The sequence below is a fragment of the Acidithiobacillus concretivorus genome, assembly GCF_018853445.1.
GTDB lineage: Bacteria > Pseudomonadota > Gammaproteobacteria > Acidithiobacillales > Acidithiobacillaceae > Acidithiobacillus > Acidithiobacillus concretivorus.
In genome coordinates, this window is the sequence record NZ_JABELD010000049.1 from 1 (window position 1) to 13138 (window position 13138).

Annotated in this window: 11 protein-coding genes; 7 read left to right on the plus strand and 4 right to left on the minus strand. The window is 51.5% G+C overall.

Annotated elements, in window-relative coordinates:
* The 6 genes from HJG40_RS06700 to HJG40_RS06725 all read left to right on the plus strand — a co-directional run.
* A partial coding sequence (locus HJG40_RS06700; protein ID WP_215863465.1) for a DNA topoisomerase family protein occupies positions 1 to 1037 on the plus strand: 1037 nt, incomplete at its 5' end.
* Complete coding sequence (fdxA, locus tag HJG40_RS06705) at positions 1034 to 1360, plus strand: ferredoxin FdxA (protein ID WP_010640910.1); 327 nt, start codon at positions 1034 to 1036, stop codon at positions 1358 to 1360. The genes HJG40_RS06700 and fdxA, both read left to right, overlap by 4 nt.
* Positions 1361 to 1390: 30 nt before the next feature.
* The gene (gene minC, locus HJG40_RS06710) at positions 1391 to 2134 is read left to right on the plus strand and encodes a septum site-determining protein MinC (protein WP_215863466.1); all 744 of its coding nucleotides are present in this window, start codon (positions 1391 to 1393) and stop codon (positions 2132 to 2134) included.
* Positions 2135 to 2153: 19 nt separating this feature from the next.
* On the plus strand, positions 2154 to 2963 hold the full coding sequence (gene minD, locus HJG40_RS06715) for a septum site-determining protein MinD (protein ID WP_215863467.1): 810 nt from the start codon (positions 2154 to 2156) through the stop codon (positions 2961 to 2963).
* Position 2964: 1 nt separating this feature from the next.
* Positions 2965 to 3216 (plus strand): cell division topological specificity factor MinE, encoded by a 252-nt coding sequence (gene minE, locus HJG40_RS06720; protein ID WP_215863468.1) that lies wholly within the window; start codon positions 2965 to 2967, stop codon positions 3214 to 3216.
* A 41-nt stretch (positions 3217 to 3257) separates the two neighbouring features.
* Positions 3258 to 3641 carry a DUF805 domain-containing protein gene (locus HJG40_RS06725; protein WP_215863469.1) on the plus strand — a complete coding sequence of 128 codons (384 nt, stop codon included), beginning with the start codon at positions 3258 to 3260 and terminating at the stop codon, positions 3639 to 3641.
* 318 nt (positions 3642 to 3959) lie between these two features.
* Here HJG40_RS06725 and HJG40_RS06730 read toward each other — a convergent pair whose 3' ends face one another.
* Complete coding sequence (locus HJG40_RS06730; protein ID WP_215863470.1) at positions 3960 to 7439, minus strand: FAD-dependent oxidoreductase; 3480 nt, start codon at positions 7437 to 7439, stop codon at positions 3960 to 3962.
* A 104-nt stretch (positions 7440 to 7543) separates the two neighbouring features.
* Between HJG40_RS06730 and HJG40_RS06735 the strand changes: the two genes are divergently transcribed.
* Entirely contained in the window at positions 7544 to 8335 is a 792-nt protein-coding gene (locus HJG40_RS06735; RefSeq protein ID WP_226825937.1) for a UDP-2,3-diacylglucosamine diphosphatase, read from the plus strand.
* A 17-nt stretch (positions 8336 to 8352) separates the two neighbouring features.
* On the opposite strand, the gene gyrB is transcribed toward HJG40_RS06735, so the two are convergent.
* From gyrB to dnaN, 3 genes are read right to left on the minus strand one after another with little or no spacing between them, the layout of a single operon-like run.
* The gene (gene gyrB / locus HJG40_RS06740; protein WP_215863471.1) at positions 8353 to 10755 is read right to left on the minus strand and encodes a DNA topoisomerase (ATP-hydrolyzing) subunit B; all 2403 of its coding nucleotides are present in this window, start codon (positions 10753 to 10755) and stop codon (positions 8353 to 8355) included.
* Entirely contained in the window at positions 10752 to 11807 is a 1056-nt protein-coding gene (gene recF, locus HJG40_RS06745) for a DNA replication/repair protein RecF (protein WP_215863472.1), read from the minus strand. Before recF ends, gyrB begins: the two co-directional genes overlap by 4 nt.
* A gap of 24 nt (positions 11808 to 11831) precedes the next feature.
* The gene (gene dnaN / locus HJG40_RS06750) at positions 11832 to 12929 is read right to left on the minus strand and encodes a DNA polymerase III subunit beta (RefSeq protein WP_215863473.1); all 1098 of its coding nucleotides are present in this window, start codon (positions 12927 to 12929) and stop codon (positions 11832 to 11834) included.
* Between the last annotated feature and the right edge of the window lie 209 nt (positions 12930 to 13138).

Sequence of the window (13138 nt, forward strand, 5' to 3'; positions counted from 1 at the left end):
CTACTTACGCCAGCATTATTCAGACCCTGCAAAATCGCGAATATGTAGAGACGGAACAACGTCGCTTTAGACCCACCGATCTGGGCAGAGTCGTTGGACGCTTCCTGTCCAATCATTTTGAACGTTATGTGGACTACAATTTTACGGCGGGTATGGAAGATGAGCTGGATGCCATCTCCCGAGGTGAAAAGCAATGGCAGCCGGTACTGAACGAATTTTGGGGACCATTTCGCTCCTTGCTGGATGAAAAAGCCAACGTCAGCCGCGCCGAAGCCACCAGCGAAGCCATGGACGAGAATTGTCCTGAATGTGGAAAACCACTATTTCTGCGCCTTGGGCGTCATGGTCGTTTTGTTGCCTGTTCAGGATACCCCGATTGCAAGTACACCCGTCCTGTGGACGGTCCTCGGGAAGCCCCGGAACCCGTTGGACGCGACTGTCCCGACTGTGGAAAACCCTTGGTCTATAAAACCGGTCGCTATGGACGCTTTATTTCCTGCAGTGGGTATCCGGAATGTAAGCACATTGAACCGCTGACCCAGCCCAAGTCTTCCGGGGTCACTTGTCCACAATGTGGAGAAGGCGAACTGGTAGAAAAGCGCAGTCGTTATGGCAAAGTATTTTATTCCTGCAATACTTATCCAAAATGCACTTACGCCGTTTGGGGGCCTCCGGTTGCCAAGGCCTGTCCACGTTGCGCCTGGCCGATCATGATTGAAAAAAGTGGAAAACGACTGGGAGAACAACTCGCCTGTCCTCAGCAAGAATGCGGATTCCATTTTCAGGTAACCGCCAGTGAAGCAGAAATTGCTGCACTGCTGGTTGACTATACGCCGCCGCCCCCCCGGGAAAAGCGTGTCGCTCCTGCCAAAACTCCAGCGCGCAAAGCCACCAGCAAGACCGCGAAAAAGACCACGAAAACAGCTTCTGCAAAAAAAACCACGGCCAAAAAACCCGCCAAGACCTCAACAACTACCGTCGACAAACCCGCGCCCGCACCACGCAAGCGCGCCAGTAAAAAAGTAGACAACCCATGACTTACGTCGTTACCGAAAACTGTATCCAGTGCAAGTACACCGATTGTGCAGAGGTTTGTCCCGTAGAATGCTTTCATGAAGGCCCCAATTTTCTGGTTATTGATCCTGACGAATGTATTGACTGTGCCGCCTGTATTCCCGAATGCCCGGCAGATGCCATTTTTGCCGAAGACGAGGTGCCGGAAGACCAGCGCGACTTCACCGCCATCAATGCTGAACTCACCAAAAAATGGCCTGTCATTTTGCGCAAGAAAAGCGCTCTACCCGATGCAGAAACCTGGAACGGCAAAACCGATAAGCGTCCACTCCTGAAAGAGGCATAAATGGAGATCATGAAATGTTTCACGTGAAACATGTCTGCTAAAAAAATCGAAGCGGGCTCTCCGGAGTTTTCTCCTCTGCGCTTGAGTGGGAGCGTCTTTACGCTTTCTGTTTTACAGCTGGAAAGTAATGACCCGGTCTTACTTAAGACGCGCATAGATGAAGAACACCGCCGTCATCCTGCTGCTGCGGCATTCCATCGGGAATCACCGCTGGTCTTGGATCTTAGCGGCATTCCTGAAGAAGCCCCACTGGCTCTCGAAAAAATCATCCAGGCATTAAGAACCGCAGGCTGGATGCCCGTAGGCATACGCAATGCCGCAACAGCCCATCAGTTGCTGGCCGCATCCCTTCATCTTCCGGTATTGCGTGGACAAGCCCAGCGCGCTCCGGCAAACCCCGAAGTAACCATAAGCCAACCGTCTCCTGCTCCCAGTTCAGCACCATCTGCTGGTCTGCTGATTGAACACCCGGTTCGCAGCGGACAACGAAATTACGCGCGTAATGGCGATCTGGTTTGTATGGCAACGGTCAATGCCGGTGCCGAAATCATCGCTGACCGCAACATTCATGTTTACGGACCGTTGCGCGGCCGTGCTTTGGCCGGAGTTAACGGAGATGAAAATGCCCGTATATTTTGCATGGCGCTGGAGGCAGAACTAGTATCCATCGCAGGGTTATATCGAACTCTCGAACCGGACCACCCTCTTTGGGGAAAACCTGCGCAGGTTTACAGCCGGGACGAGCAACTGCATATCACCCCCTTAAATTCATAATGATCCGGAGACAAGAAACGTGGCCAAAATAATCGTCATTACTTCAGGAAAAGGTGGCGTCGGTAAAACCACTACCAGCGCAGCTTTTGCCAGCGGCCTCGCGCTGCGCGGGTATAAAACGGTCGTCATAGATTTTGACGTGGGCTTACGCAATCTGGATCTCATTATGGGTTGCGAGCGCCGAGTGGTTTACGATCTCATCAATGTCATTCAAGGTGAGGCAAAGCTCCAGCAGGCCCTGATCAAGGACAAACACTGCGAAAACCTGTATGTGCTCCCCACATCACAAACCCGCGATAAAGATGCCTTGACCGTTGAAGGGGTTACCACGGTTATGGACGAACTGCGCAAAGACTTTGATTATATTGTCTGCGATTCGCCGGCGGGCATTGAATCAGGAGCGCTCATGGCCTTGTATCATGCGGATGAGGCGATTATCGTCACCAACCCGGAAGTTTCTTCAGTACGCGACTCCGATCGGATTCTGGGGATTCTTGCTGCACGCTCACGTCGAGCCGAACAGGGAGAAGAACCTGTCAAGGAACATTTGTTGCTGACTCGTTATTCCGCCAAGCGAGTGGAAGACGGTGAAATGCTTTCCCTGGAAGACGTCAATGAATTATTAAGGACCCCACTGCTGGGTGTCATTCCCGAGTCAGAAGTGGTGCTGCAGGCTTCCAACCAGGGTATTCCCGCCGTGCACATGGGAAACTCCGATGTGGCTGAAGCCTATAAGGATGTAGTGGCCCGCTTCCTGGGCGAAGAAAAACCCCTCCGATTTATTCAGGCTCCGAAAGTGGGTTTTTTCAAAAAGCTTTTTGGAGGCTGATATGTCCATATTAGATTATATTCTCGGTTCCCGGAAAAAAACGGCCAATGTGGCCAAAGACCGTTTAAAACTCATTCTTGCCCATGAAAGGGAGGAAGGGGGACCTGATTATTTGCCTGCCCTGCAAGAAGAATTACTGACGGTTATTGCCAAGTATATTCCCGTGGATAAAAACAACATCAAGGTCAGTATGGAACGTAAAGGCGACTTTGAAGTGCTGGAGCTGAACATCCTGTTTCCTGATCAGCATTAAGTTTTTTTCAATTAAACCAACAGAGTAAGGGAGAATAGTGCATGCAGATGGTCAATGCTTATCTCAATGTGGTCAAAAACAATTATTTTCAGTTTCATGGGCGAATGGCTCGTGCCGAATTTTGGTGGTTTGCCTTGATGAATTTCCTGATAGCCCTGGCACTCTCATTTATTGTACTCATCCTATCAGCGAACAAAAATATAGATCTCGCACTGGCAATCATCGGGATTTATTACCTGGCTTTATTGCTGCCTTCACTGGGTACGCAAATTCGGAGATTACATGATATTGGCATGTCCGGCTGGTGGATACTCATCAATCTGGTTCCGTATGTAGGCGCCATAGCCTTGCTGATCATGCTGATTCTTCCCGGTAAACCCAGCGGCGAAGTATATGGTCCTTACCATGACAGCATGTCTTATTAATTGTAGTTTTGCTGAGTTCCCGATTTTTTTAACTTAAAAGCGGCTCGGGTTAAAGTCACTACAAAACACCCTCCAGGCTAACTGCCGCTTTCAGTTGTTATTAGCTTAATCCTAAAAACGGCAGTTGCCGTGGGGGCTTTTTGCTCCATTGTTCCTTGCCTGTTGTTCTAAGGCTCATCCTGCTGTCAGGAGAGAACTCGCCCTGCGGGCTCAGACAGATCTCCTGACGGGCGCTGGATTTCGCCAAGAACAACAACGGCTCAGAACAAAAGTCGCTGCAAAGCCCCCACGGCAACTGCCGTTTTTAGGTTAATTATTCTAAGCGCGCAAATGATCCAGCCACTGACTGGATATTCTTTCCAATAAGCGATTCTGACTCTGACGTGCCGTTAGATTGTCCAGATCTACCCATGCCAGGGGCTGGTCCTGGCCGGCGCAGGAAAATACCGCTTTGGTCCGTTTGCCGGTTTCGGGATCAATCTGCCACTGCAAACACTGGGCGCAGACGCCTTTGAGCATACACTGCATCGGGCTTCCTACCGTGGCTACCGCTTCCAGATCACTGCGGAAATAACCGCTGAGAGATGCTTTCAGAGCCTGCTGAAAGCCTTTTAATAATCCGGTAGAACCCATGACCATCAAGCGATCGACCTGATCCAAGGTTACCGCACCCGGCACTGTACTCTGACTGGGAAGTTCAGCGGCTCCGTAAGCACGTAACAACTCCACCATATCACTGGCTTCGACACTCAAGTCCTGAGGACGATGCGTTGTGATCAGCGGGCCACTCCCCGTGCACCAGATAATCTGATCAGCCGCTTCTTCAAGTTCCGCTTGGTTATCCAGTTCGCTGGCTTTACCCAGGGCGGCGACATACAAAACCCGATTACCCGCAGCACGCAGCGCCGGACCGATATCCAGCATGACAGCAGCGCCCCAGCGGCCTGCCACCACCAGAATGGTTTTATTCTGGGGAATATCTGTCGGTGCTCCAGTGGGACCCATTAATATCAAGGGATCACCGGGTTCCAGGCTCCCTACCAGACGCGGCCCGGTTCCCCATTGCAGTACCATCAGACGCACCGCATCATCTTCGACGCCGGCACCACTGACGGTCAGAACCGGAATCTGCAAGCGGGTATTATTCACAACCGGACTATGGCTTTCAAAAGTCTGCAGTCGGAAAAACTGGCCAGGCCGGAAATTGCGGGCGGCCAGAGGGGCTTTAATCCACATTTCGGTTACCGCCGGATTACTACGGTCCACGCGCAGCACCCGCATGGTCAGCAAATCCCGCAAGTTTTCCTGAAAGTCCTGCAGCTTATGTTGGGCTACCGGAGCGAGGGCGGTAAGACTGTGCATAACCTGCGGATAACTGGCTTTGGCCGAGGCAATGGCTTTGACCACGCTGCCATGGAACACCGGATGCGTATCACCAATGAAGCTGACGCGATGCGCTTGCTCATCTGTATAGGAAGTAAACGGACCGGCTTCCGGTGCCTTACAGTGTTCAGCTACCTGCACCGCCTGGAGAGCACTCTTGCCGTGGGCGACGTGGGTCTGAAAATGATCCCCATCCAGCAGCAGGGTGCCGGGATACTCCCTTTCATATATGGTATTCGGCACGGTTCCCGCCGCAATAAACACCGCACGCGCAGGTAAACGCAACTCTTGATCACTGGTTAGCCAACGGCCTTCGGCTTCGCGCATCTGCCGAAATACCATGTGGGCAATGTGTCCATAGGAATCCAGTTCAGCGCGCAGGGGGTCCAGACCCTCTGCGTAATACAGGCCCTCTTCCATGGCCTTGATCAATTCTTCATGGTTGCGCGTATAAGCCGGGGATTGCCGCATACCCTTGCGATAGGCCAACGTGACCCCACCCCAGGCTTGAATCAGGGGAACAAAATTCGGGAATTCTCCGGTTTCCTGTGCGCGTTCCCGCTCCTGGCGAACCGCGCGCCCGTGGGCAAGAAATTCTTCGAGAATTTCCGTGTCTTCGGCAGAAAGTCCGGCACGCATTTTTTCTTCCCCGACGCGCTCGGACATCTGCTCATAACGCTCAAGGACTTTTTCAACCTGACGAATGTAGTAGGCCTGTACTTCGGTGGCAGTATCCACCGCTGTGAGACCACCACCAATGACCACTGCGGGCAAACGTACCTGCAAATTGGCGAGACTGCTCTTTTTCCCGGCACCGGTCAGCTGCAGGGCCATGAGAAAATCACTGGCCTGACGCATGCCCCGCGCCAGACTTTCGCCCATGGGAACCACTCTGGGCAAACCCGCACCCGTGGCAATACAGACATGATCAAACCCCAGAGACCAAGCATCTTCCAGGGTGATGGTGCCACCCAAACGCACACCCCCAAAAATCTGAAAGCCGGGACGCCGGGCTAAAGTCAGGTAAATAAGTTTGAGAAAGTTCTTGTCCCAACGCACGGTGATACCGTATTCCGCCACCCCGCCAAAACCCAGCAGAATCCGCTCGTCCAGGTCTTCCTGCAAGGTGCTCCAGTCACGAATCGGCGCGGTCAGCCAGGCTTCCGGCAACGGTTCGATTTTCAGTCCATCAATACCCACTACCGCACAACCTTCCTGCAGCAGATGTTGGGCCATGGTGAACCCCGCCGGCCCCATGCCTGCCACCAGTACCTTGCGCCCATTATACGGTTGCGCCGCAAACTGAACGGCGCGCAAGGGATTCCAGCGTGTCAGCAAATCATACAGCTCAATTCCCCAGGGAAGGTTGAGGACATCCGTCAAAATGCGGGTTTCAACCTGAGGAATGTTCACCGGGTCCTGCTTCTGGTACACACAAGCTTTCATGCAGTCATTGCAGATGCGATGGCCGGTTGCCGGAACCATGGGATTATCGACCATGGCCATGGCTAATGCAGCCAGATTCAGTCCGTCCCTTTTCAGAATCTGCATTTCCGAAATTTTTTCTTCGAGGGGGCAGCCGGTCAGGGTCACGCCCAGAGGATCAACCTTCAGGCCCAGTTCCGGCACGCCTTTTTTCTCGGGGAATCCTCTGGAGCAAAAATCGCCATCATGATCATGACAATAAAGACAATAATGGACTTCACTCTGCACGCTGCGCGGGTCCATGCGCAAATCCGTCAGATGAAAGCTGTCGCGGCGACGCAGGGTGCCATCGGGTGCCACAAATGGTGTACCGGGCACCTGATCCAGTTTTTTGAGCGGCACGAGGGCCTCATGATCTACGCGCTGGGGCAAACGGAAGCTCGACCACCCCGTAACCGCCAGAGCTGCCTGGGGATCCTGAAGAATGAGGGCACACCATTGGGTCAGGCGCTGAATCTCCTCAGCATGACTATTTTCATCTTTGAGCCAATCTTCACCGAGCCGGGAAATCGCCCACTCACGATCCGTATCGGGCCAGGCGCGTTGGTGGATCTGGGTATCCAGCCATTGATCAATGTCTGCAAAAGTTTCCGGAAATTCTCCGCGATAACGCCGGGCGCGACGCAACACAAAATGCTTTTTGAATTCCATGACCACATCATGGCTACGGGTTTGTGTCTGTAATTCAGATACTTCTGTTTCCAGGCCAAATAAGCGGGTAATAAACTGTTCTACATGGGGCGCCAGGCGCAGCAGAAATTCGCTTTGTTCCTTACTCGCTGGAAGCAAACCCTGAGCACGGTAATCATGCAGGGCTTCAGCAAGGGCACTATCTGATTGATTCAGACTTGCGAAAAATTCCTGATCCAGGCGCGCAATGCCCTCATCTGTAAAAAGTTCTTTATATTCAAAACCAACTAAATTCAGCACCCGTCTCTCCCCATTCGCGCAGAGGCATACACGCCATCCACTTTCATCAAACTGTCACATTTTGCTGGCATTATAGACGTATGTCACGTTTTCAGGACGAAACTATGCCCCATTACCGCAGTATTTTCCTGTCCGATGTCCACCTCGGGACCCGAGGCTGTCAGGCAGAAAGTCTGCTCGACTTCCTGCGCCACAATTCCTGCCAGCAATTATATCTGGTCGGCGACATCATTGATTTATGGCGACTCAAGATACGCTGGTATTGGCCGCGCAGCCACAATACTGTCGTCCAGAAAATCCTGCGTCTGGCGCGTTCGGGTGTCGTGGTCCGCTATATTCGCGGAAATCATGATCCCGTCTATGAGCTGCTCTCTGATTATGTTCAGGGTCAGGATGATGAGAGCATTTCCCTGGGCGATATTGCCATTCTCAGTGAGACCGTTCATGAAACCGCCGATGGAAAAAAACTCTGGGTCATTCATGGCGATCAATTTGATGCGGCCATGCGTTATGCTACCTGGCTGATTCATCTGGGTGATCATGGTTATACCCTGTTACTCTGGCTCAATCGCCTGCTGCAATCCGCCTTCCGTCGTCTGGGCCTACGCCGGCACTGGTCCCTGAGCGCCTACATCAAATACCGGGTCAAAAAGGCCGTGCAATTTATCAACGACTACGAACATCTGCTTGCCGAAGAAACCGCCCGGCGGGGTTATGCCGGGGTTATTTGTGGCCATATTCATCATGCTGAACAAAAAAGCATTGATGGAATACTTTACTACAATGATGGCGATTGGGTAGAAAGCTGTACGGCGCTGGTGGAACACATGGATGGCCAGATGGAAATTATCCATTGGCCCATCACGTTACGTTTTGATCAGGATGTTGCTGCCTGAAAAAACTGGTTTACGGGCTAAATATCCAGTCGCGATACAAAGCGGGCGTTTTCTTCAATGAAACGCCGACGCGGTTCTACCGCATCACCCATCAACATGGAAAACACTTCATCAGCGGCGATGGCATCTTCTACGTCAACCCGAACCAATCTTCGGTTTTCCGCATTCATGGTGGTTTCCCAGAGCTGCTCCGGATTCATCTCACCAAGACCTTTATAACGCTGAATTTCCACGCCCTTCCGGGCATCTGCCAAAAGCCAGTCCATCGCCTCCCGGAAACGTTGAACCACGCGATTTTTCTCACCCCTTTTGATTACTGCGCCAGGATGCATGTTGCCTTCAATATTTTTGGCATATTCCGCCAGATGCCGGTATTCACCGCCCGCGAAAAAATCCTGGTCAAAAAAGCGGACTTCCTGACTGCCATGATGTTCACGCCGGACCACCAGGCGTAATCCGTCCGCTTCGCCGATTTTCTCGACTTGATAGTGTTCTGCGGGTAAAGCTGTTGCGCTCAGGGCAGTTCGTAGCCCTTCCGCAAACTGGTCCCAGTCATCATTACGGGCGGTTTCTGCAGCAATGGGCGGCAGGGTTGCCAGCGCCCAGAGCAGCGTGGCGGGATAACGTCTTTCCAGACGCTGCACCAGGGCTTCAATATTCTGGTATTGCCGCATCATGCCAGCAAGCTGATCCACACTGACGGCTTCACTATTTGCGGAAAGATGAAATTCAGCGCCATGCATGGCGATCTCGCGCAGATAAGCGGCCAGTTCCGTATCGTCCTTGATATAGCGTTCGTCTTTGCCTTTTTTAACCTTATACAAAGGTGGCTGGGCAATATATATATGACCACGTTCCACCAGATCCGGCATTTGCCGGTAAAAAAATGTCAGCAGCAAGGTACGAATATGACTACCGTCTACATCCGCATCGGTCATGATGATCACGCGGTGATAACGTAACTTGGCCAGATTAAAATCTTCCTTGCCGATACCGGTGCCCAGAGCGGTGATGAGGGTGCCGATTTCATCCGAAGACAGCATTTTATCGAAACGTGCCCGTTCGACGTTCAGAATTTTTCCTTTGAGAGGCAAAATGGCCTGATGACGACGATCCCGGCCCTGTTTTGCAGAACCGCCTGCCGAATCTCCTTCCACCAGATAAATTTCGCAAAGACTGGGATCTTTTTCCTGACAATCCGCCAGTTTGCCCGGAAGGTTGGCAATATCCAGAGCGCCTTTGCGGCGCGTCAATTCACGCGCCTTGCGGGCGGCTTCGCGAGCCCGGGCAGCGTCGACAATTTTTGCGGCAATAGCCTGGGCTTCCTTGGGATGTTCATCCAGAAAAATGGTGAGGGCCTCGGCCATGGAAGATTCGACCACCGGTTTTACTTCACTGGAAACCAGTTTGTCCTTGGTTTGTGAGGAGAACTTGGGATCTGGCACTTTTACGGAAAGTACCGCCGTCAGTCCTTCGCGAGCATCATCACCAGTGACGGAAACCTTGGCTTTGGCCAGGGTTCCTTCTCTTTCCATGTACTGATTGAGGGTACGAGTCAGTGCGGCACGAAAACCGGCTAGGTGGGTTCCGCCATCATTCTGGGGAATATTGTTGGTATAGCACAGCACGGTTTCGTTATAGCCTTCATTCCACTGCAGTGCCGCTTCTACAACAATCCCGTCGCGTTCGCCGGCAAGGGTGATGACATGCGGATGAATGGCAGTTTTGCTGCGGTTAAGATGTTCCACAAAGGCGCGAATGCCGCCGTGGTAATGGAAAATTTCTTCCCGATTCACCCGTTCATCCAGAAGCGTAATGTGTACTCCGGAATTTAGAAAAGCCAGTTCGCGCAGGCGCTTTGCGAGAATTTCGAAGTGGAACAGGGTGTCGGCAAAAACCTCCGGAGAAGGTTTGAAACGAATGAGGGAACCATGTCTGCTCGACGCTTCACCACGGGCGATGGGAGCCAGAGGGGCGCCATCCGCATAAGACTGGGTCCAGACAAATCCATCCCGGTAAATGCGCAGCTGCAGGGAAATGGACAGGGCATTCACTACAGAAACGCCGACACCGTGCAATCCACCCGAGACTTTGTAGGAGTTATCGTCAAACTTGCCACCAGCATGCAGGATGGTCATGATGACTTCAGCGGCGGAACGCCCTTCTTCGGCATGAATATCTACCGGAATACCCCGTCCATTATCACTGACACTGACCGAACCATCGTCATGAATAATGACCACAATGGTATCGCAATGCCCACCCAGCGCTTCATCAATGGCATTATCAACCACCTCAAAAACCATATGATGTAAGCCACTGCCATCATCGGTGTCGCCGATGTACATGCCCGGGCGTTTTCGTACTGCTTCCAGCCCTTTCAACACCTGGATACTGGAAGAATCGTACTTTTCCGTCATATTACTATTTCCTTTTCAAGCTGGCCCTGAGCCAGATAAAAATGACTGCCTTGAACACCTGCCGGTATTTGTCCGGCTGCAGTCACCGCAGCAAAAATCTGTACATTCAGCACGTCCAGTTGTTCAATCCACCAGTTTCTGGCGGATTCATCCAGTTCTGCCGCAAAATCATCAATCAATAGGGTCGGTAAAGCAAAACCGGATTCCCTGAGCAGGAGCAACTGCGCAATGCGATAAGCAAGACCCAATACGCGCAACTGACCACGGGAAAGAATATCCAGGGCCATTTTCTGGCGAATCCGAAAAACCAGATTGGCCCGGTGTGGTCCACTATGGGTATATCCCATTTCCCGATCCTGTCCCAGATCGCGCTGCAAACTTTCCTGTAAGGTTAAACCTTCTTTCCAGCCACTCTGCAGATGCAAACTCAACCTATCTGCAGCGCCAGACCAACGGGTCCAGAGTTTTTGCAAATAAGGCTCTATGCGTGTCAGATAATCCTGACGGCGTTGCTGGATACCCTCTCCGGCCAGAGCCAATGCCGAATCCCAGGGACTTTTGCCTTGGGGGTTTTTCAGCCAGGCATTACGCTGTGCCAGAGCGCGACGATATTCCCGAAAGACCGTGCCGTAGTATGTATCCACATAATAAATTCCCCAATCCATGATCCGTCGCCGATCATCCGCCGTGCCAGCAACAAAATGACTGTTATCATCATGTAGGCTTTGCAGAGGCAGGATATCCAGCAATTCCCATGCTGAATGGATAGACTCCCCATCATAACGTATTTCACGCTCTTCGCCACGTCTGCGCAACGCCAGAAAATGATCCGGCATTCGCGCACTGAGCAGGTATTCCGAATCGCCTTCACGCAGAACGTGGCGCGGTCCATGCCGCCAGGTTTGTCCGGTGCCCAGAATGTGAAGGGCTTCAAGGATCGTACTTTTTCCTGCACCGTTGGCACCAATCAACCAGTTCCACCGGGCATGGGTAGAAAGTTGTAAATTCTGAATACAACGCAACGACTGAATTTGCAAAGTCTCCAGGGTCATCAGGCAGGATTTTTCAGGACGGGATCAGAGCCGCACCGGCATCAAAATGTAAACCGGATTATCCGAGTCCGGCGGTGTGAAAACAGCTGCACTGTTGCCGTCCTTGATGCGCATGCGAATATTTTCCTGAGAAAAGATCTGGATGCTATCGGTGAGATAGCGACTGTTGAAGGCAATGTTCATTTCATCATTTTGATATTCTATAGAAAGTTCTATTTCTCCTTCTTCCTGCTCTTCGTTACGACTGCTCAAGGTCATCAGATTTTTGCCCAGATGGACCTGGGTGGTGGGATTACGATCACTGACCAGTACTTCACTTTGTTGCAAGGCGCTTTTGAAGCTTTGGCGATCGAGTATGGCAAAAAAAGGATGTCCCTGCGGAATAACCCGCCGATAATCAGGATATTTGGCATCAATGAGTTTACAGGCAAATTGCTGATAACCATCATCCAGTACAAAACTGGTATCAGAAAGTGAGAGATGAATATTACCACCGTTGACAATACGCAGTAATTCCATGACAGCCTTGCGTGGAAGAATGCATTGGAAACTTTCTGCTTCCAGACTATTGGCAAATGGCAAAGTCATCATGGAAAGGCGATGACCATCTGTGGCTACCAGGCGCATTTCCTGACCTTGTACTTCGAGGAGAACGCCATTGAGAAAGATGCGCGCGTCGTTCTGTGCCATGGTGTTGGCAGTTACGGACAGCGCCTCCCGAAATAAAGTGGCTTCGCAGTTGCCCTGGCAACGGCTGCTGTGAATATTGAGATAGGGGAATTGTTCTGCGGGTAGTACATGCAGGGTAAAGCGACTTTTTGCGGCCTTCAGCAACAGTTTTTCGCCATCCTTATGCAATTCCAGAGGGGAGTGTTCTGGTAAAGCCCGACAAATATCATACAGTTTACGGGCAGGTACAGCACAACTTCCGGGAGTATCTACGGGATGATCTTTGTCTACAGTGAGCTGCACTTCCTGATCTGTAGCGATGAAACGGCAATGCTGTCCGCTAGCTTCAATCAGCACATGGGCAAGAATGGGTTGGATGGGTCTACGATCAGCAATATTCGCCATATTTGCCAAAATGGGCAGTATGTCTTCACGATCCATGGTGAGTTTCATCAGGAAATGCTCCTTATGGTGTTAATTAAATAAATTATATTCTTCTTTTTAACTATTATTATTATTAAGGGCCTGAAGGCCTGTGGGAAACCTATATAAGTCCTTGTTAGGCATATTTTGATTGCATGATAAAAAGCGCCGGCAAGCTGTGGATAAGCGGGTATGATCGGGGATAAAAATGACCGGTTGTTTTCATACATGCTCAGCAC